Below are 24,571 nucleotides of genomic sequence, written 5' to 3' on the forward strand. Positions count from 1 at the left end.
TGCTAAATCACTAAAAAAGCCCAGTCTTGTCTTTCAATTCTGGGCTTTTTTATTACATTTAAGAACCAATTATGGGGCCGCGCTGATTAATTTTTGCTGGGCATCATAATGTTCAAAATAACTGGCCCAAAAATCAGCCGTAAAATCATTGATCAAATTTGATTCTGCATTCATGAGCATGAAATAGCCCACTTTTTGATCCGGCGCGAACGCAACCGCTGCGCGATAACCTTTGACCCAGCCACCGTGGTAATTCAATTTATGCCCATCAAAGTCGTATACACGCCAACCTAAACCATAATGCGCGTCTTTCAAGTAACGTTGCCATAAGCGGCGGTGCATTTCGCGTTTGGTTTTGACTCGAGGTTGTGTCACTTGGTCAATAATTTGCGGCCCAATCACATTAGGTTGTTCGCCAAGCAGCGCCCCAACCCACTTAACCATATCAGCTCCGCTAGCGTTCACCCCTGCGGCGGGTGAAAAGCGATAGTAGTCTTCGTTAACCTTCACACTGCGCCATTTATTTTTCGCGATCGCTACATGAGGTTTGGCCCATGAATTCGACGCTTGTAAGCCTTCACGCCCTACACTGGCACCTTTCATATTTAACGGACGCAATACTTCAGCTTCTAATTGTTGTCCGTACGACGTGTTATTTTCTTGAAAATACTCTTCGATAACCCCAAACAGGGTATTTTGGTAGGTGTAGCATTCACCCGGCGTACATAAAGGCTTTAAATCGGTCAGCATGCTAAGTACTCGTTTGACCGGGTAGTTTGCTTCAATGAGATTGTCATACGCATTAGGCGAGAACCCACTCGATTGACCAACAATATGACTGAGCTGTAAGTTTTTGCTGTTATCAAAACTGTATTCGTTGGTCATTTTTTTCACAGGGGTTTGCCAACTTAATTTATCCTCATCGACCATTTTTGCCATTAAAATAGAGGTAAATGTTTTCGACACTGACGCTAAGCGAAAAACCGTTTGCGGAGAGATAGCCGTACCGTTATTGGCTGTTTTGCCCGACACCACCATCTTGGCTGGCTTGCCCTCTTCTACAAAAGCGAACAAATAACCTGGTACGCGCTGCTTAGCCGTTTTAGCTTTCACTCGACTAGCAAAGTCGTCGAGCCATTCCTCACCCATGGCTTGCGAGCAAACTAAGTTTGAAAAAACGAGGCTTATCAATAAGAAAGACTTAAACACGTGAAAACAGCCACTCCAAAATATCGGTTATCAAGATTACATTCCTTTTCTACGCGCAGAAAACGGCCGCGTATTATCTGCTTTATTCCCTATCAAATTCAACAAGCAATTACGAAAGCCGAAACTGCCAGAGCGGAATCTGAATACTGCTAGCGCTGCATACTGCTTTCGCAAAACTTTGCCGGGTTAACTTTTGCGAGCTAATCAAAGAACAACAATTTTGCTTTGAGTTCCGTTTTCGACGCATAATAGCCACTCACCGGATTACCATTAGTCCATGGCTTAACACATTCGGTTCCCTCATGCTGACGATACAAGATTATCAACAAGCGAGACTTACCCGCGATCCTCGTTTCGATGGGCGTTTTTTTATTGCGGTCAAATCGACAGGGATTTTTTGCCGGCCGATTTGCCCAGCAAAGCTACCACATGAAGAAAACGTCGAATACTACACCTTAGCACAGCAGGCCATGCTTGCGGGATATCGCCCCTGTTTACGCTGTCGTCCAGACAGTGCGCCGCATTCCCACGCATGGAACGGAGTTGATACTACAGTCAACCGAGCGCTACGGATACTTGGCGAAAACCTACACCTAAGTATGACCGCAATTGCAGAAAAACTCGGTATAAGCGACCGCTATTTACGCCAACTTTTTATTCAACACATTGGTCTTAGCCCGAAACAATATCAAGTCTATGAACAAATTCTGTTTGCCAAACAATTATTGCAGCACACCCAATTGCCTATCGAACATGTTGCGGATGCCGCGGGCTTTAAAGACGCCAGACGCTTACAATATAATATGCAACGCGTCATGCACCGTACTCCAAAGGAATTACGTATAAAACCCAGTAACCTGATTCAACCTATCGTTATTCCTTTAGCCTACCGCCCGCCGTACAACTGGCCCCACTTGCGTGACTTTCTGGCGCGCCGAGCAATATCAGGTAGCGAATGGGTGAGCCAAGATAGTTACGCACGTAATTTTACCTTCGGAACCAGCAAAGGTTATTTTCAGGCCCAGCATCAACCAGATAAATACCGCTTTCTCGTTACCTTAGCAATTGATGATTTGCGGCAACTCAAGCACTGTTTGAGTAACGTTCGGCGCATATTGGATGTTGATGCGGATAGCGCGACGATTGACAACAGAATCGAATTAAGTGGCCTCCCTGCGCAAGCCATTACCCCTGGTATTCGCATTCCCGGTATATGGAATACCTTTGAAGCTGGGTGCAGAGCTATTCTTGGTCAGCAAATATCAGTGACCGCGGCTATTAATCTTGTCACTAAGCTCGTGGCAACGCTCGGAGAGCCTGTTCTTGATGATCAGGCGCCAGTGCCTGAACTTAATCGTTATTTTCCGGCGCCTGATGCAGTTGCAAACAGTGACCTCAGTTTTTTAGGCATGCCCAACAGTCGTCGTGAGACCCTGCGCCGTTTTGCTGCTTTTTATGCTCAGCACCCTGATACTCCACCCGATGATTGGTTATCAATTAAAGGCATTGGTCCATGGACAGTTGCTTATGCTAATTTGCGAGGGCTATCCCAAGCGGATATTTGGCTTAACTCAGATTTAGTCATCAAAAAACAGTTACTTTTACATGACATAGATGCTGACAAAGTCAGCCCTTGGCGTAGTTATTTAACATTTACTTTATGGAGTCTCGCGTAATGGAAAGCCGTACATTGTTTACACCGCTGTGTACCTATTTACCCACGCCATGTGGCCTACTAAAAATAAGCGCGAGTAATGACGCTATCATCGCTATTACCTTTGTAGAGCATCCAGATACAGCTGCCACCAGCAATGCGTTATTGAAGCACGCGAGACAGCAACTCAAAGAATATTTTGACCGCGACCGTGAAGCGTTTGATTTGCCCCTAGCCCCCATAGGTACTGATTTTCAGAAAAATGTTTGGCAACAGTTACGCGCCATACCTTATGGTGTTACGTGTAGCTATGGCGATATAGCAAAGCAATTAAACAACCCTAACGCCGTGCGAGCGGTGGGCAGCGCTAATGGCAAGAATCCTATCTCGATTATCGTGCCTTGCCATAGAGTGATTGGAGCCAACGGCACACTGACGGGATACGCCGGCGGTTTAACACGCAAAGCCACGTTACTGAGTCTAGAGAACCCACAATTCAACGCATCACCAGCAAAAATTAGCTGAATAGTACAGGGAGGTTAAATGCAATTACGCGATTTTATCGAGCTAGTCTTGCTTGCAAGCATTTGGGGGGCCGCATTTATTTTCACTCGCACCGCCACGCCTGAATTTGGTCCAATAAGCTTAATCACCATGCGAGCAAGTATTGCCAGCCTCATTTTGCTGCCATTTGTGTGCAATCGCGTCGCAATCAGACAAATAACCGAGCATTGGCGCGGTATTTTAATAGTCGGGTTAACCAATACTGCCATACCATTTTGTTTATTTAGCTACAGTTTATTACACATAGGAGCTGGATATGCTTCTGTGATGAACGCTACAGCCCCTATGTTCGGGGCAATGATTGGCTGGTTGTGGTTAAAGCAGCGCATACCTAGCATTGCAGTACTGGGGTTGTTGATTGGTTTTCTTGGGGTGGCAGTGCTTAGTGCAGCGCAGGCCGCCGCATTTGACGGCATTTCCATTTTGCCCACTTTAGCGACTTTAGTTGCCACCGCCCTATACGGCTATGCTGGCTGCTTTACTAAGCAACACCTCAGCGCAGTGGGTCCAATGGCGCTAGCCGCAGGCAGTTTGTTTGCAGCAACACTGTGTCTGTTACCACTGAATATTTGGTTAATGCCTAGCACGCTTCCTTCGCCAAGCAGTTGGGTTGATGCCATTGCTCTTGGTGCACTTTGCACTGCATTAGCTTATTTGATGTACTTCAGATTAATCGCCAAAGTCGGCCCAAGCAATGCCCTAACCGTGGCTTACCTAATTCCAGCCTTCGGTATTCTGTGGGGGATTGTCCTATTAAATGAGACCTTAACACCTTCGATGTGGGTAGGCGTGATATTAGTGATATGCGGTGTGTTACTCGTCACCGGAGTGGCAAGCCGCGTGATAGCAAAACGTAGGTTAAAAGCCAAACCTGCGGTGTAATGCCTTATTGGCTATGCAAACTAAAATATATCTGCATAGCCATATATAACGCACCAGGCACTCAACCTTGCAATGCAAGTTTGAAGAATTAATGCTCCTCAATCAATTGCAGGCGCACCACGTTTCGTCCTTCCCGCTTAGCGGCAAAAAGCGCATCGTCGGCAGCGGCAATCACTTCATTTATGGCCCGAGGTATAGCCGTAAACGACACACCAAAACTGGCCGTCATTTGAATAGACATGCTACCTGTTGTTATCGTCATATTGGCTAGGCGATTACGTACGGTTTCTGCTACATCTACCGCCTCATGAGGGCCGGTATTGGGCAGTAGCAACAAGAACTCTTCACCACCCCATCGCCCAATAATATCTTGCTCTCTAAGCTCTAACTGCAACATTGACGCGATTTGGCGTAACACAATATCCCCAGCCTTACGCCCATGGGTTTCATTCACAGATTTAAAATTATCGAGATTAATAAGCACCAAGCTGACAGAAGATTTTTCGTACATCAAGCCATCGAACTTAAGGGACATGCTAGCGCGATTGGGCAATTCAGTTAACACGTCTATTTGACGGGTCTTTTGCATGTCTTTTTTGAAGTAATACAACAGGTTATATATGATCAAAAATAGACCAAAAATAAGCACCAACAAGGTCACTATACTGAAAATAAAGCCTCGGCTTATCTCTGTTTGACGCGACTCAAGAGGCGTCATTAAATACAGCGTCCAATCAAAAGGTTGAATATTTAATTCAGCGATTAAGAAATCATAGCCGTTTATTTTAACCAATAAATTATTAAGCGAGCCCGCTTGCTCCTCTTCCGACAAATCTTTAAACCAAGGCAATTCCGTTAAATTGGTAAACTTTGAATTAGCCGCGACTAATTTAGGATCAGACGACAAGGTGATGTTTCTGTCTTGGTCCGCAAAGATAAAATCATAACCATAGGTTTCTTTGTAACGCGCGAAAATATCCAAAAAGCTTCTTAGGCTTTTACCTACACCGAAAAACCCAAGAAAATTCTGATCTTCATCAAAGACTTTTAAATCGATATAAAAGTGAGTGTCTTCCCACTTACCAATATCGGCTATTTCATTCTGAGCTGACTCTTTATATTTAAAATACCAACTCACGTCCCCTTCAACCAATTCCGTGATTGTGCCATCGGAATAGTATTGGCGACGACTCTTTTCACTGGCGATAAAGAAATTCATTCCAAATTCACGGTGCAAGCGTTTAAGGCTAGCAAACACCGCGTCTTCATCAACGCTCTGTGCGCCCATGAGATCTTGCAATTCCTTTGCTTTAACAAGGGTTTCAGAAATATGCAGCGGCTTCATTAGTTGCTGCACAATGAGCTCTACGGCTGGAGAATGAGACTGCTGCTGAGCACGGCTTTGCTCCGCGACGATTTTAGACACGCTAAAGTGCACCAAAGTAACGATGGATACAACCACAACGACGAAGAGCAGCAAAATACTGCGATGTAATGTTCGAAAGATATTCACAAACTACCCTGTATAAAATAAACCAAAAAACTGCTTATCAGCCTGCCCTGTTATTCATTAACTGTAGCATTACTGATTATTTGTTCACGTTAAACTAAACACATGTGTTTAACCAACTAAATTAAAAATTGACAACACATTTATGCAGTAAAACACATCTATTACCATATAACCTATCGGTCAAAGCAAAAAGGTAGGTAAAGTTACCCCAATGAGAACACTATACGCAAGCATCAAAAGTAAACCCATTGTACTTTGGTTGCAAAATCTTAGTTTGGTTCGTTAACCAATAAAAAAGATACGTCTTGAAGCCTAACAGAGATCAAGCGCTGGTAGTTTTTGCTTGCATCAGTAAAATACCTTGGAATTTAAATGACTCAGGATACTAAATGGCATTTTCAGTGGTAATACTCGCAGCAGGTAAGGGAACTCGCATGAAGTCTTCCATGCCGAAGGTTTTACACCCTATTGGCGCAAAACCTATGGTGCAGCGCATCATTGACACCGTACATCAATTAGGTGCCGCTTCTATCAATTTAGTATACGGCCATCAGGCAGAGCAACTACAACAAGCTTTGGGCCACAATGCGCTCAATTGGTGCTTACAAGCAGAACAGTTGGGCACTGGCCACGCTGTGCAGCAAGCGGTGCCACATATTTCTGATGATGAAGATGTGCTTATTCTTGTTGGCGATGCTCCCCTTATCAAAGCCAATACCCTGCATAATTTGTTGCAAGTAAAAAACAATGCCGATGTCGCATTACTGACTGTCAACGTTGCTGACCCAACAGGCATGGGGCGTATTATTCGCCAAGGCGACAATGTTACCGCGATTGTTGAGCATAAAGATGCCAGCGACGCCCAGCGTCAAATCTGTGAAATAAACACAGGTATGATGGTACTTAATGGCAAAGATTTAAAGCGCTGGCTTGCGAATTTAAATAGCAACAATGCCCAAGGTGAATTCTACCTTACCGATGTCATTGAAATGGCAGCCAATAAAGGAAAAGTCATTAAAGCGGCTCAGCCAAACAGTGAAATTGAGGTCGAAGGCATCAATAACCGCAAGCAATTGGCCGCTATCGAGCGCGCATTTCAATTTGAACAAGCTCAAGAGCTGATGATGCAAGGTGTTAGTTTACTTGACCCCCACCGTTTTGACTTGAGGGGCGACATCATAGTGGGCCAAGACATCAGCATAGACGTGAATGTGGTTATCGAAGGCACCGTCAAAATTGGCTCCAATGTCACTATAGGCCCCAACTGCATACTTAAAGACTGTGAAATTGCAGATGGCGCGACTATCGAAGCCAACAGCATGCTCGATCAAGCCATAGTTGGTGAAAACTGCTCGGTTGGCCCATACGCACGCTTACGCGCAGGTGCGGTGATGCACGAAAATGCACGCGTTGGCAACTTTGTCGAGATGAAAAAAACCACACTAGGCAAAGGCTCAAAAGCCAATCATTTAACTTACTTAGGTGATACTACCGTTGGAATAGGCGCCAACATCGGTGCAGGTACCATCACCTGTAACTACGATGGTGTAAACAAGTCTAAAACCATTATTGGCGACGGCGCATTTATTGGTTCTAACAGTGCCTTAGTTGCCCCTGTTCAGATTGGTAATATGGCTACCGTTGGTGCGGGCTCGGTGGTAACGAAAACGGTCGCCGATCAAGAATTAGCGATTGCTCGAGCAAAACAGCGAAACGTCAGTGGTTGGCAACGTCCTACAAAGCCAGAATAAATGTTGAAGGTAGAATAAGTGAAACCTCCGACCCCCTTGGAGGTTTTTTTGTATCTAACACCTTAGTATAAGATGCAAAAGAAAGGCTTTATCTTTCATTTCGAAACATATATATTTCGAAATATGCAAAAACGAAACACACAACAACGACGTCGAGCGATTGTCGACCGTCTTCACTCACATCGCGAAGTGATGGTGGATGAACTGGCGAAGCTTTTCTCTACCTCAGAGGTCACTATCCGTAAAGATCTCACTGAGCTTGAAAACAACGGTCTTTTATTGCGCAAATTTGGCGGAGCAGTGCCGCTGCCGCAAGACTCCTCTGAATTATCCAGTGAAAAATTGTCTGCGCGTAAAATAGCGATTGCGAAAGCCGCCGCCACCTTAATTAAAGATCATAACCGCATCATCATTGATAGTGGCAGCACCACAGCGGCCCTAATTCCTGAGCTGGCAAGTAAGCTAGGTTTGGTCGTCATGACAAACTCACTGCATGTAGCCAATTCACTGCTGGAAACCGAAAACGAGCCAAAGGTGTTGATGACAGGTGGCACGTGGGATCCTCAATCACATGCATTTCAAGGCAAAATGGCTGAACAAGTGCTGCGTGCATACAATTTCGACCAGGCCTTTATCGGCGCAGCAGGTCTCGATTTACAAAAGGGCTCAACCACGTTCAACGAATTGACCCAACTAACCCAAGTCATGGCTGAAGTCTCTAGCGAGGTCGTGGTCATGGCTGAATCAGAAAAACTACAACGAAAAATACCTAATGTTGAATTGCCTTGGCAGGCGATATCGGTACTGGTTACCGATGACTTAATTGCTCAAAGCGATAAACAACATATTGAACAACAGGGCGTGAAGGTTATTTGCGCAACAACTAAGTCATTTGGAGCATAACGTATGTGTGGGATTGTTGGCGCAATAGCCGAACGTAACGTAGTAGAAATTTTACTTGAAGGGCTAAAACGCCTTGAATATCGCGGATACGATTCTGCTGGTGTTGCCTTACTCGATAACGAGGGTAACTTAACCCGCACTCGTCGCATTGGTAAAGTAAAAGAGCTGGCCGACGCCTTACATAACAATCCAGCCAAAGGCAGTGTAGGTATTGCCCACACGCGCTGGGCTACTCATGGCGGAGTGACCGAAGCCAATGCTCACCCGCATTTTTCAAGTGAGCGCATTGCGGTCGTGCACAACGGTATCATCGAAAACTACCAACACCTGCGTGCTGAACTATCAGCCAAAGGCTATGGTTTCACGTCTGACACTGACACCGAATCCATTGCGCATCAGGTACATTATGAACTAGATCAGGGGGTAGATTTACTGCAAGCGGTGCAAATGGCTGTGAGTAAATTTGATGGGGCATATGGCACGGTTATTGTTGATAAGCACGATCCAGAGCGCATGATTGTTGCCCGTTCAGGTAGCCCACTCGTGATTGGTTTTGGTATCGGTGAAAACTTTATCGCCTCAGACCAAATGGCATTGCTGCCTGTAACTCGTCGCTTTATGTACCTTGAAGAAGGCGATGTAGCCCAAGTGACCCGCACCAGTGTCACCGTGTACGATCAAAGCGGTCAAGTCGTCGAGCGCGATATTGTTGAATCAGATGTAGAACACGATGCTGGCGATAAAGCAGGCTATCGCCATTACATGCTTAAAGAAATTCATGAGCAGCCTTCAGTCGTGCGCAACTGTTTACAGGGCCGTTTGGGTGAACATGACATCAGCCCGAATATTTTTGGTCAAGATGCGGACGAAGTGCTTGCCAACATCAAGCACGTACAAATTGTTGCCTGTGGTACCAGCTACCACTCAGGCATGACCGCCAAATATTGGTTAGAAGAATACGCCAATGTGTCATGTAACGTTGAAATCGCTTCTGAGTTTCGCTACCGCAAATCATTCGTTCACCCCAACAGCTTGCTAGTCACCATTTCTCAGTCAGGTGAAACGGCTGATACCCTAGCCGCTTTGCGCCTAGCAAAAAGCTTAGGCTACACCTCAAGCTTAACCATATGTAACGTGCCAGGCTCATCACTTGTGCGTGAATCTGACCTCGCTTTTATGACCCTTGCAGGGGCAGAAATCGGCGTGGCGTCGACCAAAGCATTTACCACCCAGTTAACCGGTTTCTTAATGTTGACGTTAGCATTAGGCAAACATAACGGCATGACAGAGGCCGATCACAAAGCCATTGTTGATGGTTTACATAGCTTGCCAAGCAAACTGGAAGAAACCCTAAGCCTCACCCAAGGCATCAAGGATTTAGCCGAAGAGTTCGCCGACAAACACCACAGCTTATTCCTAGGTCGTGGCGATCAATACCCGATCGCTATGGAAGGCGCGCTTAAGCTCAAAGAAATTTCCTACATTCACGCAGAAGCCTACGCATCTGGCGAATTAAAGCATGGTCCACTTGCTTTAATCGATGATGAAATGCCGGTCATCGTAGTCGCTCCCAATAATGAGCTGTTAGAAAAGCTAAAATCAAACGTAGAAGAAGTGCGTGCCCGCGGCGGCATCATGTATGTATTCGCCGATAAAGAAGCCCACTTTAAGAGCGACAAAACCATGCGCGTGATCAACGTACCACACTGTGAAGCGGCCATCGCCCCAATTATCTACACCCTGCCATTACAGCTACTGTCCTACTACGTAGCGATTATCAAAGGCACAGATGTAGACCAACCTCGAAACCTCGCGAAAAGTGTCACGGTCGAATAAGCCATTGATTTAAAAATGTTTATTTGTGCGTTCTAATTAAAGTTTGAAACCGGCTCGAATGAGCTGGTTTCAACGCAGTCCGACAAAATACTTTGATTTTGTCCTTTTTAAAAAGACTGTTTAGGTAGAAGTTGTCAGTATGAAATCACTATCGTCAGTGACGATGTCATTGCTGAATATTTCATTACATCAATTTCCAAAAATCTTCATTTTTACGAATTTAGTTGATTTAGTGGTACTAAACACAGATGAGCAGCTTGGTAAATGAACCTTTCCCAGACTCATTTGACAGATTCGAACAGTGTGAACTTCGCGCTAAAAAAGTCAATAGTGGTATTGTACTCGCAGTGAAATTGCCTCTCCAGATTTACGCTGCGCACCATCCTCTGTAATGCGTGCCTTAATAAAGTTAACCATGAACTTAAGGTCATTTTTTACAACGTAATTGAGTCCAATCGATATTGTATTAACTTGGTCATTTTCTTCCACCAGCGCCATCTGACTATATCGCATTGTCACTTCCCAATGGCTGCTATCGATCCCTCCAAGAATGCCTTCTTCAAATTTTCTGTTTTTCCCAGATAAGCTATAAGCCATAAGACTATACCCCCCCTGATACAGATATTCGCTGCCATCAACTGCACTTACTGTTGATGTTTGCCATTCCGTAATGTTGAGAAAGCCATTGTTTGCCACATAAACTCGAAGCCGGTCTGTGAGACAGAATCCGCTACAATCTTGCGACTTTTGATGATTGGATCAGCACTACCGACCTCCACTTTTCTATTTATGCTATATGTATCGCCGTGCATACGGCGTTGGCTGGATGCGATCCCTACATGTATCAAGCCATTGTCTGTGTGCCAAGGTGTCCATGCCAGTCTCCCCGTGACCGACTCACCGTTGTCAGCATCGTTTTTCTGGAAATAACCTAATTGCCAACTTAATTCTCCGCGACTACCAGCAAAGTTAACACCATACGAAAGACCGGGCGAAATCACTGTGGTCGCCATAGCCCGCTCAATCATAATAAAGTTTCTGGCCCCCATTAGCCTTTCAAATCCAAAACCCTCCTTCTGCCTTCCTATGGTGATATTGGCGATGTCCCAACCTGTGTATTTAATAAAGGCGGCTTTAACATCGAGGTCTTGTGTAAGTTCAACAGAGTAGTTCGCACTTAAGCTTTTCGATAATTGAGAAGCAAGTGCCAAACGAACACGTCGCAATTCTAAATGACTATTAGCTGCGTTTGCCACATCGACAAAATTTGCATCAAAGTGGTCATAATCGACCATTAAATGCCCACCTAACTGAACGCCTATGGGCTGCTGAGCTATGCTTGTGAAACTAACAATCGCTAGAAAAGCGCAAAAGACGCGCAATTGGGGCGTGCTCATTCTTTGGTCTCGGTGTTACTTAGAACTCTTCTGTGTCTATTTCAAGCTGAGTGTTAGCAGGATACCGAGGGCCACTGATATTTTGATGATCGAATAGTTGAGCTAATTTTTCTATCTGAAAATGTGAAAGTGATATATCAGACGCTGCGATGTTGTCCCGTAAATGTGAAATCTGCGTGGTACCTGGTATGGGAAGTATGTGATCGCTTTGATGCAGTAACCAGGCAAGGCTCAATTGTGCCATGCTGCAGTTCAGCTCTGTACTCATCGAACGAAGTTCAGTCAACAAGGGTAGATTCTGTTGCATATGATAAGCCTGAAATCGAGGCATGTTTTTGCGTATATCACCGTCCACCAATGCGTTTATGTCAGTTACCTTTCCACTAAGAAACCCACGAGCCAATGGTGAAAATGCCACGAATGCCGTGCCAAGTTCGACGCAGGTATCGAGTACAGAAATTTCTGCGTTTCTGCTCCACAACGAATATTCGGTTTGAAGCGCAGCAATGGGGTGAACAGCGTGGGCTTTCCGCAAGGTTTTCGATGATACCTCGCTGAGCCCAACCGCTCTTATTTTGCCCTCGTCAACCATGCGAGATAGCTCGCCAACACTGTCTTCAATAGGAACGCTTTTGTCCCAGCGATGCAAATAGTACAAGTCTATAACATCAGTTTGTAGGCTAGTCAGTGACGTCTCTAGGGTTTGACGCAATGTCTCAGGGCGACCATCGATAACGCGCTTACCGCTAACACCAGTCATGCCACATTTGCTCGCTAGAAAGAGGTTCTTTCGATGTGGCTTAAGCAATTTTCCTAACAAAATTTCGTTTTTGCCAAAGCCGTATAACGCCGCGGTATCGAAATGAGTTATGCCACATTCTAGGGCTTCAGCGACAACCCGGGCCGCTTCCGACTCGCTTAATGGGTGCCCATAGGCATGGCTTAAATTCATGCACCCTAAACCAACGTCTGATACCTGTTGTTGCGCAATAATACGTTGCTTCACTTTTATCCCCTGATATTAACTTACCTTGTTATACAAGTTGCTGTTCAAGATCGTGCAGAACTTTATAGCAAGCCAGTACTTGACCAATGCTCGAGTTGGGTTCTCGATTTTCTTTAATAGCAGTAAAGAATTCCCTGTCCTGTAGCTCTATACCATTCATTGACACAGCGACATTCGACACATCTATTTTGTTCTCTTTGCCGTCAAATAAGTCATCATAACGTGCGATATAAGTGCCATTGTCACAGATGTAGCGAAAGAAAGTACCAAGAGGACCATCGTTATTAAATGACAATGACAAGGTGCAAATAGCACCATTTTCCGCTTGTAACTGAATTGACATATCCAATGCAATCCCCAGTTCAGGGTGAATCGGCCCCTGCACTGCGTTGGCTTTAACTATTTTACTGCCCGCTTGATAAGCAAATAAATCAACTGTGTGGGCAGCATGGTGCCACAATAAATGGTCAGTCCATGAACGAGCTTCCCCCTTCGCATTAATATTTTTACGACGGAAGAAATAAGTTTGCACGTCCATCTGTTGAATATTCAGTTCGCCAGCCGTGATGCGCTGATTAACCCATTGGTGAGAGGGGTTAAAGCGTCGCGTATGACCGACCATACAGACCTTGCCTGTCTCTTCCTGTACTTTAACTACCGCTTGAGAATCCGCCCACGAGTCCGCTAAAGGGATTTCAACCTGTACGTGTTTGCCAGCTTGCATACATTGAATTGATTGCTCAGCATGTTGCTGGGTCGGTGTACATAAAATAACGGCGTCAGCGTCGATTTTCAGCGCTTCGGCTAAATCTGTAAAAATGTGTGGGATGCCATATTCATCCGCCACTTTTTGTGTTTTTTCAGCGGAACGTCCGACTAAGGCGACCACTTCAACATCGTTAATATTCTTAATGCCATCTAAGTGTTTAATTCCAAAAGCGCCAGGGCCTACAATTATTACTTTCATTATTCACTCCTAATCATTTTCTAAAACGAGATGGCCGACAGCGGTGTTTGACGCAGGTACATGGTAAAAACGCTTTTTAAGTTTTACCTTGTCGTTCAATGCTCCGCGCATCACTAGCCACATGACCAACTCAACACCTTCAGAACCCGCTTGATTCAAATAATCAAAATGCGGCATCTCGGATAAGTTGTCGCTATCGTCAACAATACGATCCAAGAAGGCATTATCAAATTCTTGATTAATCAAGCCTGCTCGAGGGCCTTGCAACTGATGGCTCATGCCACCCGTGCCCCAGATTTGTACATTTACATCTTCATCGAAACTTTCAACCGCATTACGAATGGCTTTACCTAAGGCATAACATCGTTTACCCGATGGTGCTGGATACAACACCACGTTAACGGCCAGCGGTATCACCTTACATGGCCAAGCCTCGGGCTGACCAAACATCAATGATAGTGGCACCGTTAAGCCGTGATCCACATCCATCTTATTCACTATGGTTAAGTCGAAATCTTGCTGAATCACAGATTGGGCAATATGTGCTGCAAGTTCAGGGTAACCAACAACATCAGGCACAGGCCGTGGCCCCCATCCTTCATCGGCAGGGGAAAACGACGGTGCGCAGCCTAACGCAAAAGTTGGAATAATATTCATGTCAAACGCAGAGGCATGGTCGTTATAAACCAAAATCACTACGTCGGGTTTCTCTTGCTTAATCCATTCTTTAGCAAAATCGTATCCGGCAAACAAAGGCTGCCAATAAGGTTCAGTTGTTTTGCCATTATCGATGGCAGCACCTATAGCGGGCACGTGTGAAGTAGCCACACCAGCTGTAATCTTAGCCATTATTTATCTCCTTCGAACATGTTGCCTTCGGGGGCGCGCCCACCATCAAGCATCATTTGTGCATAATCAGGTTGACTCATGCCTGTCATGGTAGCCGCTGCAAACTGAAAACTAAGCCCATCGCTGGAGAATATTTTAGCCAGGAAATAGATATTCCCGCCGCTTGCCATCATGCGGTTGTAATCACGAGAAAGAACACCTTGCTTTTGTTCTTCTGTCATATCCCATTTATCTAAATAAGCACGCTCGTCTGCTTTGAATAAAGCCCGATTTTCAGCTTTCATTAACGACATACAAAATTGATTTAGGTGATAACCACGCCGCCCCATTTCCGCATCAAATACGGTAGTACCAGGGATTTTTTGATAAGGCTTATCTAAAGACATTTTTATTCCTTAAGATTTAATGCTCTGTTCAGGCCAGTAAAGGCGCATTGGGTTACTGATAAGCAACTTCTGTTGCAATTCAGTTGTCGGGGCAATAAGCGGAATAATGTCGACTAATTGACCATCATCAGGCATGTGCGTTTTCATATTTGGATGCGGCCAATCAGTCCCCCACAATACGCGCTGTGAAAACTGCTCCACTACGGTGCGGGCGAATGGGATAACATCCATATAATGCTTTGATGGTCCGGCAACTGATATACGCTCTGGACAACTAACCTTTGACCAAAAATTTTCGTTTTCACGCATCAATTTTAGAAACAACGAAAATTCAGGACCATCCAGAGGCTTAGTAACGTCAGGTCGTCCCATATGATCGACTACCACAGTAGTTGGTAAACTCGTAAAGAAGTCATAAAGCTCTGGCAGTTCCTGACCTTCAAAATAAATAACAATGTGCCAATTTAGCTCCTTAATTCTCGCAGCAATGCGCTTTAAGGAATCAAAAGGTAAAGCATCAACTAAACGCTTAACAAAGTTAAATCGCACGCCTCTTACGCCGGCTTGGTGAAGTGCGTCGAGTTCTGTATCTGTCACGTCTTCCGAAACAGTGGCCACACCTCTAGCTAGACCATTGGAAGCCAGCAGTGCATCGACGAGTGCTCTATTGTCTGCCCCGTGGCACGTCGCTTGGACGACTACGTTACGACTAAAACCCAAGTAGTCTCGTAATGCCCATAATTGTTTTTTGGACGCATCGCAAGGGGTGTATTTGCGCTGAGGAGCAAACGGAAATTCAGCACCAGGACCAAATACATGGCAATGGGCATCCACCGCGCCATTAGGCACAACAAATTTTGGTTTGGAGGGGGACGGATGCCAATCTAGCCAATCAGCATCTTTGTTAAATGCGCTCATAACCCCATGCCTTTTAATTTTCTATCTAGACCTGGATAAACCCGACGCGCATTGCCCGAATATATTTTACTACGCTCTGTATCCGTCAAATTTAGACTGTCCACATAGCGCTTTGTATCGTCGAAATAGTGGCCCGTTTCGGGGTCTATTCCACGCACCGCACCAATCATTTCAGATCCAAAAAGTATGTTTTCAATATCGATAACGTTAAACAGCAAATCGATACCGGGCTGATGATAAACACAGGTATCAAAATACACATTTTTCATTACATGCTCACGCAGTGGTGGTTGTTTCATCATATCCGCCAAACCACGATAGCGCCCCCAGTGATAAGGTACTGCCCCGCCGCCATGTGGAATAATGAAACGTAAATTAGGAAAGTCTTTAAACAAATTTCCTTCTAAAAACTGCATGAAAGCCGTGGTATCGGCGTTCATGTAGTGGGCACCCGTAGCATGAAAATTAGGGTTGCACGAGCCTGACACGTGGATCATGGCCGGCACATCTAGCTCAACCATTTTTTCGTAGAAGGGATACCAACTAGCGTCGGTTAATGGTGCCGAATTCCAGTGTCCACCCGAAGGGTCGGGATTTAGGTTACAACCAACAAAACCTTTTTCTTTTACGCAGCGCTCTAACTCTTCAATTGAGTTTTTAATCGGCACACCGATCGATTGGGGTAACTGGCACACGCCAATGAAACGCTCTGGGTATAACTCGACAACCCTAGCTATCAAATCGTTGCAGGCACTAGTCCATTGTTTCGATACGGCTTCATCGCCCACATGATGAGCCATTGCTGAGGCACGTGGAGAAAAAATCGTCATATCAAGACCACGTTCATCTAGTAATTTTATTTGATTTTTTTCAATGCTCTCGCGAATTTCATCATCGCTAATATGTGGGACTTCCGGTAGGGCTGCACCTTCCTGATAAGCCTTGATCTGCGCTTGGCGAAACAACTGTAAAGGCTCTGGCGCGGTAGTATAGTGGCCATGGCAATCGATGATCATATTTCTCTCCTCAATTCTGCGGGTCTAAAGTGTCTGAGCTAAAAACAACATGTTTTAATCAGCCAGATTATTGGCTTGGTAGCATAGCTTCGCCGCGCATCAACAATCGAGCTGTGCGTAAAAGCGCTGCCCGTTGCACGGTAAACTCGGTAATACTGACACTGCCCACCACTTCCATTTCAACAGTAAACTGCCCAGTGGGATGCTCAATTTCAATGCTAATCGTGCCGTCGTCAAATGTTTGTTGAATCAAATCACTGGCCACGGTGCCCTCTAAAACACAGGCAGTAGCAACACTTACCGAACCTAAAACACCTATCGCTTCATGTACTCGATGTGGGATAAAGGTCCGGGTATTCAAAACCCCGCCTTTCAAGGCTGGGGATATCAGAGACATTTTGGGTACGGTTTTCTTGCTCACATCGCCCAGATTCATTAATTTACCAGCTTCAAGCCTAATGGCCTCAATCCTGTCTTTAAGTGATTGATTCGCCTCTAATTCAGTGGGGGTTTCGGCCCCACTCAAATCAAATGACTCTGCGTTTAGCAGTACCACAGGCATCCCATTATCAATACATGTGACGGGAAAATCTAAAATGACATCCTGGGCGTTCCCAGTAGGGAAAAGTGTTCCGCAGCTTGAGCCTGCAATGTCTAAAAAATCAATTAAGACTGGTGCTGCAGTACCCGGTACGCCGTCGATCGCAGCTTCGCCTGAGTAATTAACGATACCGTGCGCAGTGTCAACTCGCGTCACCGCATTAGCCCCAGTATTGAGCATATGAATGCGCACATCGGTGTAGGGTTCAGAGGCTGTAAGCAGTTTCTTTTCAATGGCGAAAGGGCCAACACCTGCGAGTAAATTCCCACAGTTTTGCGTGTCACTGACTTGTGCTTTATCCACAGACACTTGTAAAAACAAGTAATCAACATCAGCGTCATCACGGCTTGATTGACTCACAATAGCCACTTTACTCGTCAACGGATGTGCGCCGCCTAAACCGTCGATTTGGCGTTCATCGGGGGACCCCATTAATCTTAGCAACACGTCATCACGCTCAATGGGATCAGCTGGCAAGTCCTCTGCCAGAAAATATAATCCCTTAGAGGTGCCGCCACGCATGATGTAACACGGAATTGCTTTTTGAAGATGTGTTTCAGACATGCTTATTGCTCGTTGTACTTAACGTAAACCAAGCCTTTAGCTGCAAGTCGCTCGCGCATATTGTAAATATCAAGCCCTAGCTCGCCGTTTTCAAAACGGACACGCTTAGATTCTTCATTTTCCATGCGTTGCTCTACTTTGGTTTGCACATTATCAGCTTCTTCGAGCGCTACGACCACAACACCGTCTTCGTCTGCCACTATCATGTCACCTGGGCGAATATAAGCACCTGCACACATGACGGGTACGTTAACGTTGGCAATAGTTTCTTTCACACAACCTTGTGAGAATATCGATTTTGACCACACCGGAAAATTCATTGCCGTTAAGGTAGCGGTATCACGCACCCCTCCTTCAATGATCAACCCGAGTACACCGCGCGCTTTAAGTGAAGTAGCCAGTAAATCACCAAAAAAACCATCCACACTTGGACTTGTCGGTTTGACCACTAACACATCACCCGGTTGACATTGTTCAACCGCAACATGGATCATCCAATTGTCTCCTGGCGCCACTTCGCAAGTCACTGCTGGGCCTGCTACTTTAGCGGGTTTGTAAATCGGACGCATATAGTCAGCAAGTAAACCTTTACGACCTTGTGCTTCATGCACGGTGGCGACTTCAAACCCTTGGTATTTAGCCACGAGAGCTTTATCAGGACGAGGAGTATCAGTTACACAGATTGCCATGGCTTCACCTATTAAAATAAAATTGCGAAATGAGTATGGCGTACAGTTCGTTAAAAAACTGTTTAAAAAGATGACACTCACCATTAGTTTTTTCTATAATGAATAAAAAACAAGCTAGTTAAATAGATATGAAATTTAATCTTAGGCATTTGCTTTGCGCGTTAGAAATAAAGAACTCAGGCACCATTAGTGCAGCAGCAAAACAGATTCATTTAACCCAATCTGCGCTAACTCAGGGTATTAATAAACTTGAAGCAACTCTTGGACTAACACTTTTCAGTCGTACTAACTCAGGTATGTATTGTACCGAAAACGGTGCTCGCTTCTTAAACCGAGCAGATCGCGCTTTCAAGCATTTACAGTATGCAGGCGCTATGTTGTTTAACGCTGATAAGCCGAAAATGCACTCCTTTGTGCGCTCAGTCAGTAGCCGGCAGCTAAAAGCCCTCATTACCATCACTGAATTACAAAGCTATACTGCTGCGGCTATACAGATGGGATTAACTCAGCCGACCCTGCACCGCTCTATTAAAGATTTAGAAACCCTATGTGAGCAGTGCTTATTCCAGCGCTCTCCCACCGGAGTAGAGCCCACATGGCGAGCTCGTCAGCTAACACGTTATGCGAGCTTATTTTTCGCTGAACTATCTCAAGGTCTTGAAGAAATTGGCGAGGTTAACGGTCGCATGAATGGTTCAATTCGCATTGGCAGCCTCCCCTTGGCCCGCACTGAAATTGTGCCTCGCTGTGTTCTGCAATTACTAGATGAATTTCCGCTAGCGCAGGTCAGTATCATTGATGGGCCTTATGAAGAACAAGTCAATTACCTATTGCATGGCCAGTTACACGTGATCGTCGGTGCGTTACGATATCCCCTCCCCCATAATGATATAAAGCAACATAAACTATTTGATGATCCCTTGAGTTTGGTGGTTAAAGCGGGCCACAAATTTGCAAAGCGTGCAACCTTGTCAAACACAGAATTGCAAAGCCTGAAATGGGTGGTACCAGGAAAAGGTGTACCTGCTCGCTTAGTATTTGATGAATTGTTTAACAGCCGAGGCTTAGTGCCCCCCGAGCAAGTAATAGAGTGTAGCGCCATGGTCGCCATACGTGGATTACTGCTCAACAGTGAAAGAGCCGCCTTATTGCCAGCCAGACAAGTCGACGTCGAAGTTAAAAATGGTTTATTGGCGGTATGCCCTATGCCATTGGCAGACACAAACCGCGAAATAGGCTTGAGTATGCGGAAAAATTGGCAAGCGACTCATATTCAACGTCGGTTCTTAGAAATCATTGAATCTCACTATGAACAAACCGCTACGGTTTGATGAGATAAGCCATCTATGAGATCACACTGGTTTTACGGTACATTCCAGCACTCATACCCACACCTAATTTAAAAAATCGACTGAAATAGCCAGGCTCTTTGTAACCCAAAGTATATGCTATTTCCTCGACACTCTGACGCGTATATATCAGCCGTCGTTTCGCTTCGCTAATTAACCTTTGATGAATAATTGATTTAGGTGATTCATTTAGTTGCCCTTGACATAATCGATTAAGGGTCGACACAGAGACATGCAGTTGTTTGGCGTAATCTTGTACTGATAGATGCTTTGTATAGTTCTGTTCGATTAAGTGCCGAAACGCCAGTAAAACCTTTGACTCCCGTCCGCTTGAGCCTGCACTCACCGCTTGCAAATGTTGTTGTCGTTTAACGGTGAGTAATATCATTTGTACCAGTCGATTGATTGCTAATCCCTGCTCAGCTTCTGCGCTAACCAGTTCATCTTTGAGCAATTTAATATAAGTCATGAAGCGCTCAATTTGCTGCCTGTCACGAAACTCAATCACCGAAGGCACCCATAAAAGTTCTGGTAAAGTCGATTGAGGGTCGGCATCGCAAGTCCCCTCTAATGCATCTTGGTTTAGCGATACGACATAGCCCTGAATATTCGGTTCAAATACGAAGCCATGCACCACACCAGCAGGGATTAAAACCAACCAGTTTCCGCTTAGCTCATATCGTTTATCATCAAGTTGGACAACCCATGAGTCATCAAAAGTACAAATTATTTGGGTGAGTTTGTCATGTCTGTGAGGCTCAATTTCCCATCCTAACCCACGGCTTCGAAAAGCAATGTCCTCTACATGAGCCAAACCAACATCCTTACGAATAAAGGATTCACCATATAAATCATAAAAAGGAATACTTGCCGACATATCTATTAATCATAATTTAACGTGTAATGACATTAAATTAACATGACGCAAAAGTACAATAATATGCAACAGAGTTGAATTATAAAATTTGTTTAACTATTCGATGATTAAGTCACTGAGTTAGTCAAAGAGTGAACATAATGCAGACCGTTAAAACAAAAGTCGCCATTATCGGTGCAGGACCATCAGGATTATTATTAGGCCAACTTTTGGCGAAACAGGGGATCGACAACATCATCGTTGAACGCGTATCGGGTGAGTACGTGCTAGGCCGTATACGCGCCGGGATTTTGGAACAAGGCTTAGTGGATTTGCTGAGAGAAGCAAACGTCAATGAGCGAATGGATGGTGAAGGGCATGTGCACGATGGATTTGAAATTAGTTACTATGGCACCCCTTATCGAATTGATTTAAACAAGCTCACGGATGGTAAAACCGTCATGTGTTATGGACAAACCGAGGTCACTCGTGACCTCATGCAAGCCCGAGAAACGAAAGCATTAACCACATACTACAGCGCCAGCGATGTTTCCTTACACGATATCGAAAGTGCTCATCCAACAGTTACCTTTAGCCAAGATGGTGTTAATTACACACTAGAATGCGATTATATTGCTGGTTGCGATGGTTTTCATGGCGTCTCCCGCAAAAGTATCCCAGAGGAAAAGCGTAACGAATTTGAACGGGTATATCCCTTTGGCTGGTTAGGCTTACTTAGCGACACTCCGCCTGTCAGCGATGAGCTAATCTATTGCAAAACGGAACGTGGATTCGCCCTGGCCAGTATGCGTTCATCGTCACGCTCTCGCTATTACCTACAAGTACCCTTAACTGACAAAGTTGAGCAGTGGAGTGATGAAAGGTTTTGGGATGAGTTGAGAAAACGCTTGCCTCAAGAAGCAGCGAATAATCTTATTACCGGGCCAAGCCTCGAAAAGAGTATTGCCCCGTTACGCAGCTTTGTGTGTGAGCCGATGCAGCTAGGTAAGCTATTTTTGGTTGGTGATGCAGCACATATTGTGCCCCCAACGGGTGCAAAAGGACTAAATTTAGCAGCGTCAGATGTATCGACCTTATACCGTTTGCTAACAAAAGAGTACAACGAAGGTGCAACTAATGCTTCCCAACAATATTCAGAAATAGCCTTGCGCCGAGTCTGGCACGCCGAACGTTTCTCGTGGTGGATGAGCAATATGCTTCATGAATTTACTGATTGTGGCGGCGATGCTAATAACATGGACAATAAAACATTTGAGCGCTTTATGGCATCTGAGCTGGACTTCTACCTGTCACATGAAGAAGGTCAACAGGTGATCGCAACTCAGTACGTTGGCATGCCATATTCCGACGTATAAAGCTGGTTTTCAATAATTACCCTACTAGCCTGTTAACGCTAAAACCGACAGGCTAGTTTTCAAACGAAGTAAATAACACTCGTTTGACACCGCGCCCATCACCGCTCAAAGCCACATCAAATTGCACGTGTGCATTACTCTTTATCTCAGCACTCTTGATCAGCCAAAAGACCACTTTTCTTATCAATATTCGTCTTCTGTTAAAATATAATATTTGCATACTAGGGTCCCTTAGAAAAACCATGTTCAACAGGGACTGTTCAAAAATAGTATCGCTTGTAGGGCGCGTTATTCTATAACCGGCGGAAAAACACCACTCAGAATGTTAAGTAGTAGTGCCAATGCATTGGCTACACTCCACCCATTCCAGTTAATAATTGCGCTCTTATAATTCATCCAGCGGATGGTGAACAAGGCGTGGATGCACAAGAATGATGGTTCTGTAACTGACACACAACCGCTTTCCTATTTTCCACCAGTTGAAACCCTCGCGTAAGTGCGCCTTCATCTCATATTTTTGTTCTTTAACCAACTGCTTGTAACTCATGCTGGTACTCTTTTTGTTAAGCGACTTATGAATACCACCAACAGGTAATTGTTCGTCTATCCCCAATTAACCATGAGTGCTGCAAATATTATCTGAATTCAGTCATGATAATCTCACTCCACCTTTTTCAACGTGAATGCGCCGCGAATATCTCCCATGGTGAAACCCAGTGCTTCATCATAAGGGTACAACGCATCAATTTTTTCTTTCACACTGGGCGCTACGCTGTTGCCATGACAATTTAAACACAGCCCGCCGGTTGGAATGGCTTTCATATAGCGAAAAACCATTTTCCCTTTTTCTTGTATCGTTGAAAAGGTATCGATATTGGCTACCGGCTCGCCCGCTTCTTTACGTTGCTCAAAGCGTTGTAGATTGGCTAACTCCCAGTTGTCAGGACTATTGAGTACATTGCGGGGTTTTAATGGGGTACGTTGAACCTTCCAGCCTGACTGCGCTGCAAGCCGAGATGAGATAGCAGGGGCTTCAATATGACACGCATCCAGCGCATTAATTAATCCGCCCTGTTCAATGGCGGCAGACAGCGTGCTTTTGAGCGTTTCACTGAATTCTTTAATCAGTAAACGCGCTTCTTTTACCTCACTCTCTCGAGCCGATGCCTCAGCGTTAACGGTGCTTGCATTAACAGTGAACCCGCTGAGGCAAATCGGCAATGCAAGGATAAAGGTAGGGATAAACTTGATTAATGTCGTCATGTGATTTCCTTTTACTATGAGCCAAAGCTTAATATCATGTTCGCGAAGCGTCGTGACCGGATTGTGGCGTGACCGGATAGTGGCGTGACCGAATAATGGTGTAACCGGTAAATAGCGTGACCGGACAATAGGCTGACAGCCCATAAATGCCCTTATGAGATGAACGCACCCATTGAGCTTAGCTAAAAATATCTCTCCCCATTTGATTTAGAACAATTTGTTTGTGCCTGTACAGTCTCATAAGCTTTGCTACTGTAAATAATATTTACTGGCCCAAAAACCGAAACCAAATACGTTCACCCACTTCATCATACTCACGCACTTTGTTTCTAAATCGCTGACGAAGTGTCACATCAATAAGCGGTGCAGGAAGCAGCGGATCAAATACAAGTTGCTGCAGTGCGTTGTCACCCACTAAATAAGTCTCTTTAGCTGCCTCATCTAATGCTAGTGTGGTCAGACGATTCAAAGAATCCTCTAGCTTCTGCAAACCTTGACGATAGCCGGCTTCAAGGGCGTTCGCATCCCACAGGGTTTTCGCTTTTTGTTGCAAGTCTGATGCAAAGTCGCTGGCGCGAAATACAGGAGCAGTGGGCTCTAATCCGAGATCCAGTAGCCTCGAACGCACAGAATCAGGCCCTTGCGCAAAATTACTTGGCCGTACATACAGATCGTTTATAAGCTGCTGCATGCCCATCATGTGCAATGCTCGCTGGCGTATTCGCAAAGCACTGCGATTGGTTTTTCCTAAACCGTTGGTTGTGGCGACAACCCAATCACCTTGCCAATCACATAAGCTGGATTCTGCTTCTCGCCACGCGTTGACGTGTGCGGCTAACTGCTGACCTTTCAAACCAAGCTGATAATCGCCTCGCTCGACGATTTTTAGTAAATGATTAGACACTAACCTAGTGAGTGTGACGCGAATATTGTTTTCAGAAATACCAAACAACGCTCCCACCCGAACTGCATTAGCGGCATTCATTTTTACGTTGCCCCTAGAGCCAATTAAATTCAATAAA

Annotated in this window: 23 protein-coding genes; 8 read left to right on the forward strand and 15 right to left on the reverse strand. The window is 45.0% G+C overall.

Translation table 11 applies throughout. The annotated features are described in order from the left end of the window. Positions 1–69: 69 nt before the first annotated feature. The gene (locus AC0VYA_RS19695) at positions 70–1,209 is read right to left on the reverse strand and encodes a serine hydrolase domain-containing protein (protein WP_041714116.1); all 1,140 of its coding nucleotides are present in this window, start codon (positions 1,207–1,209) and stop codon (positions 70–72) included. Between the two features lie 302 nt (positions 1,210–1,511). Here AC0VYA_RS19695 and AC0VYA_RS19700 point away from each other — a divergent pair, with 302 nt between their 5' ends. From AC0VYA_RS19700 to AC0VYA_RS19710, 3 genes are read left to right on the forward strand one after another with little or no spacing between them, the layout of a single operon-like run. Beyond that, positions 1,512–2,885, forward strand: coding sequence for a DNA-3-methyladenine glycosylase 2 family protein (locus AC0VYA_RS19700; protein WP_475489398.1), 1,374 nt, complete (start codon positions 1,512–1,514; stop codon positions 2,883–2,885). Next, the gene (locus AC0VYA_RS19705; RefSeq protein WP_475489399.1) at positions 2,885–3,388 is read left to right on the forward strand and encodes a methylated-DNA--[protein]-cysteine S-methyltransferase; all 504 of its coding nucleotides are present in this window, start codon (positions 2,885–2,887) and stop codon (positions 3,386–3,388) included. The genes AC0VYA_RS19700 and AC0VYA_RS19705 overlap by 1 nt, the downstream gene beginning before the upstream one ends. 18 nt (positions 3,389–3,406) lie before the next feature. Continuing rightward, positions 3,407–4,309, forward strand: a complete 903-nt coding sequence (locus AC0VYA_RS19710; RefSeq protein WP_475489400.1) for a DMT family transporter — start codon at positions 3,407–3,409, stop codon at positions 4,307–4,309. A gap of 88 nt (positions 4,310–4,397) precedes the next feature. Here AC0VYA_RS19710 and AC0VYA_RS19715 read toward each other — a convergent pair whose 3' ends face one another. Further along, positions 4,398–5,822 (reverse strand): sensor domain-containing diguanylate cyclase, encoded by a 1,425-nt coding sequence (locus AC0VYA_RS19715; RefSeq protein WP_475489401.1) that lies wholly within the window; start codon positions 5,820–5,822, stop codon positions 4,398–4,400. A 389-nt stretch (positions 5,823–6,211) separates the two neighbouring features. On the opposite strand from AC0VYA_RS19715, the gene glmU reads away from it, so the two are divergent. From glmU to glmS, 3 genes are all read left to right on the forward strand, one after another. After that, entirely contained in the window at positions 6,212–7,573 is a 1,362-nt protein-coding gene (gene glmU / locus AC0VYA_RS19720; protein WP_475489402.1) for a bifunctional UDP-N-acetylglucosamine diphosphorylase/glucosamine-1-phosphate N-acetyltransferase GlmU, read from the forward strand. 123 nt (positions 7,574–7,696) lie between these two features. Beyond that, on the forward strand, positions 7,697–8,476 hold the full coding sequence (locus AC0VYA_RS19725; protein ID WP_041714623.1) for a DeoR/GlpR family DNA-binding transcription regulator: 780 nt from the start codon (positions 7,697–7,699) through the stop codon (positions 8,474–8,476). 3 nt (positions 8,477–8,479) lie between these two features. Then, on the forward strand, positions 8,480–10,312 hold the full coding sequence (gene glmS / locus AC0VYA_RS19730) for a glutamine--fructose-6-phosphate transaminase (isomerizing) (protein ID WP_475489403.1): 1,833 nt from the start codon (positions 8,480–8,482) through the stop codon (positions 10,310–10,312). 324 nt (positions 10,313–10,636) lie between these two features. Here the strand turns inward: glmS and AC0VYA_RS19735 are convergent, their stop codons facing one another. From AC0VYA_RS19735 to AC0VYA_RS19780, 10 genes are all read right to left on the reverse strand, one after another. Then, positions 10,637–11,008, reverse strand: a complete 372-nt coding sequence (locus tag AC0VYA_RS19735) for a porin (protein WP_475489404.1) — start codon at positions 11,006–11,008, stop codon at positions 10,637–10,639. Next, positions 10,957–11,709, reverse strand: a complete 753-nt coding sequence (locus AC0VYA_RS19740) for a porin (RefSeq protein ID WP_475489405.1) — start codon at positions 11,707–11,709, stop codon at positions 10,957–10,959. The genes AC0VYA_RS19735 and AC0VYA_RS19740 overlap by 52 nt, the downstream gene beginning before the upstream one ends. 19 nt (positions 11,710–11,728) lie before the next feature. Continuing rightward, positions 11,729–12,715 carry an aldo/keto reductase gene (locus AC0VYA_RS19745; RefSeq protein WP_011576590.1) on the reverse strand — a complete coding sequence of 329 codons (987 nt, stop codon included), beginning with the start codon at positions 12,713–12,715 and terminating at the stop codon, positions 11,729–11,731. Between the two features lie 28 nt (positions 12,716–12,743). Continuing rightward, complete coding sequence (locus AC0VYA_RS19750) at positions 12,744–13,682, reverse strand: Gfo/Idh/MocA family oxidoreductase (RefSeq protein ID WP_011576591.1); 939 nt, start codon at positions 13,680–13,682, stop codon at positions 12,744–12,746. A gap of 9 nt (positions 13,683–13,691) precedes the next feature. After that, entirely contained in the window at positions 13,692–14,531 is an 840-nt protein-coding gene (locus AC0VYA_RS19755) for a class III extradiol dioxygenase subunit beta (protein ID WP_011576592.1), read from the reverse strand. Continuing rightward, the gene (ligA, locus tag AC0VYA_RS19760; RefSeq protein ID WP_011576593.1) at positions 14,531–14,917 is read right to left on the reverse strand and encodes a protocatechuate 4,5-dioxygenase subunit alpha; all 387 of its coding nucleotides are present in this window, start codon (positions 14,915–14,917) and stop codon (positions 14,531–14,533) included. Before ligA ends, AC0VYA_RS19755 begins: the two co-directional genes overlap by 1 nt. A 9-nt stretch (positions 14,918–14,926) precedes the next feature. Then, positions 14,927–15,835 carry an amidohydrolase family protein gene (locus AC0VYA_RS19765; RefSeq protein ID WP_011576594.1) on the reverse strand — a complete coding sequence of 303 codons (909 nt, stop codon included), beginning with the start codon at positions 15,833–15,835 and terminating at the stop codon, positions 14,927–14,929. Next, the gene (locus tag AC0VYA_RS19770; protein ID WP_475489406.1) at positions 15,832–16,851 is read right to left on the reverse strand and encodes an amidohydrolase family protein; all 1,020 of its coding nucleotides are present in this window, start codon (positions 16,849–16,851) and stop codon (positions 15,832–15,834) included. The genes AC0VYA_RS19765 and AC0VYA_RS19770 overlap by 4 nt, the downstream gene beginning before the upstream one ends. A gap of 67 nt (positions 16,852–16,918) precedes the next feature. Then, positions 16,919–18,016: a 4-oxalomesaconate tautomerase gene (locus AC0VYA_RS19775; protein WP_475489407.1), complete on the reverse strand. Its 1,098-nt coding sequence runs from the start codon at positions 18,014–18,016 to the stop codon at positions 16,919–16,921. Between the two features lie 2 nt (positions 18,017–18,018). Next, complete coding sequence (locus AC0VYA_RS19780) at positions 18,019–18,705, reverse strand: 4-carboxy-4-hydroxy-2-oxoadipate aldolase/oxaloacetate decarboxylase (protein ID WP_011576597.1); 687 nt, start codon at positions 18,703–18,705, stop codon at positions 18,019–18,021. 128 nt (positions 18,706–18,833) lie between these two features. On the opposite strand from AC0VYA_RS19780, the gene AC0VYA_RS19785 reads away from it, so the two are divergent. Continuing rightward, entirely contained in the window at positions 18,834–20,036 is a 1,203-nt protein-coding gene (locus AC0VYA_RS19785; RefSeq protein WP_475489408.1) for a LysR family transcriptional regulator, read from the forward strand. A 13-nt stretch (positions 20,037–20,049) separates the two neighbouring features. Here AC0VYA_RS19785 and AC0VYA_RS19790 read toward each other — a convergent pair whose 3' ends face one another. Beyond that, positions 20,050–20,931 (reverse strand): helix-turn-helix domain-containing protein, encoded by an 882-nt coding sequence (locus AC0VYA_RS19790; protein ID WP_272995845.1) that lies wholly within the window; start codon positions 20,929–20,931, stop codon positions 20,050–20,052. Between the two features lie 140 nt (positions 20,932–21,071). Here AC0VYA_RS19790 and pobA point away from each other — a divergent pair, with 140 nt between their 5' ends. Further along, positions 21,072–22,286, forward strand: a complete 1,215-nt coding sequence (pobA, locus tag AC0VYA_RS19795) for a 4-hydroxybenzoate 3-monooxygenase (RefSeq protein ID WP_475489409.1) — start codon at positions 21,072–21,074, stop codon at positions 22,284–22,286. Positions 22,287–22,946: 660 nt separating this feature from the next. Here the strand turns inward: pobA and AC0VYA_RS19800 are convergent. Next, the gene (locus AC0VYA_RS19800; protein WP_475489410.1) at positions 22,947–23,549 is read right to left on the reverse strand and encodes a Tll0287-like domain-containing protein; all 603 of its coding nucleotides are present in this window, start codon (positions 23,547–23,549) and stop codon (positions 22,947–22,949) included. A gap of 265 nt (positions 23,550–23,814) precedes the next feature. Beyond that, complete coding sequence (locus tag AC0VYA_RS19805) at positions 23,815–24,534, reverse strand: PaaX family transcriptional regulator C-terminal domain-containing protein (protein WP_475489411.1); 720 nt, start codon at positions 24,532–24,534, stop codon at positions 23,815–23,817. Positions 24,535–24,571: the final 37 nt, after the last annotated feature.

This window comes from Paraglaciecola sp. QJM3NY_14 (assembly GCF_056173245.1).

What these genes read in the sequence shown, in the direction of transcription:
- AC0VYA_RS19700 (WP_475489398.1), top strand. Translation starts at nt 1,512, where the DNA reads ATGCTGACGATACAAGATTATCAACAAGCGAGACTTACCCGCGATCCT.
- AC0VYA_RS19705 (WP_475489399.1), top strand. Translation starts at nt 2,885, where the DNA reads ATGGAAAGCCGTACATTGTTTACACCGCTGTGTACCTATTTACCCACG.
- AC0VYA_RS19710 (WP_475489400.1), top strand. Translation starts at nt 3,407, where the DNA reads ATGCAATTACGCGATTTTATCGAGCTAGTCTTGCTTGCAAGCATTTGG.
- glmU (WP_475489402.1), top strand. Translation starts at nt 6,212, where the DNA reads ATGGCATTTTCAGTGGTAATACTCGCAGCAGGTAAGGGAACTCGCATG.
- AC0VYA_RS19725 (WP_041714623.1), top strand. Translation starts at nt 7,697, where the DNA reads ATGCAAAAACGAAACACACAACAACGACGTCGAGCGATTGTCGACCGT.
- glmS (WP_475489403.1), top strand. Translation starts at nt 8,480, where the DNA reads ATGTGTGGGATTGTTGGCGCAATAGCCGAACGTAACGTAGTAGAAATT.
- AC0VYA_RS19740 (WP_475489405.1), bottom strand. Translation starts at nt 11,709, where the DNA reads ATGAGCACGCCCCAATTGCGCGTCTTTTGCGCTTTTCTAGCGATTGTT.
- AC0VYA_RS19750 (WP_011576591.1), bottom strand. Translation starts at nt 13,682, where the DNA reads ATGAAAGTAATAATTGTAGGCCCTGGCGCTTTTGGAATTAAACACTTA.
- AC0VYA_RS19755 (WP_011576592.1), bottom strand. Translation starts at nt 14,531, where the DNA reads ATGGCTAAGATTACAGCTGGTGTGGCTACTTCACACGTGCCCGCTATA.
- ligA (WP_011576593.1), bottom strand. Translation starts at nt 14,917, where the DNA reads ATGTCTTTAGATAAGCCTTATCAAAAAATCCCTGGTACTACCGTATTT.
- AC0VYA_RS19765 (WP_011576594.1), bottom strand. Translation starts at nt 15,835, where the DNA reads ATGAGCGCATTTAACAAAGATGCTGATTGGCTAGATTGGCATCCGTCC.
- AC0VYA_RS19770 (WP_475489406.1), bottom strand. Translation starts at nt 16,851, where the DNA reads ATGATCATCGATTGCCATGGCCACTATACTACCGCGCCAGAGCCTTTA.
- AC0VYA_RS19775 (WP_475489407.1), bottom strand. Translation starts at nt 18,016, where the DNA reads ATGTCTGAAACACATCTTCAAAAAGCAATTCCGTGTTACATCATGCGT.
- AC0VYA_RS19780 (WP_011576597.1), bottom strand. Translation starts at nt 18,705, where the DNA reads ATGGCAATCTGTGTAACTGATACTCCTCGTCCTGATAAAGCTCTCGTG.
- AC0VYA_RS19785 (WP_475489408.1), top strand. Translation starts at nt 18,834, where the DNA reads ATGAAATTTAATCTTAGGCATTTGCTTTGCGCGTTAGAAATAAAGAAC.
- AC0VYA_RS19790 (WP_272995845.1), bottom strand. Translation starts at nt 20,931, where the DNA reads ATGTCGGCAAGTATTCCTTTTTATGATTTATATGGTGAATCCTTTATT.
- pobA (WP_475489409.1), top strand. Translation starts at nt 21,072, where the DNA reads ATGCAGACCGTTAAAACAAAAGTCGCCATTATCGGTGCAGGACCATCA.
- AC0VYA_RS19800 (WP_475489410.1), bottom strand. Translation starts at nt 23,549, where the DNA reads ATGACGACATTAATCAAGTTTATCCCTACCTTTATCCTTGCATTGCCG.
- AC0VYA_RS19805 (WP_475489411.1), bottom strand. Translation starts at nt 24,534, where the DNA reads ATGAATGCCGCTAATGCAGTTCGGGTGGGAGCGTTGTTTGGTATTTCT.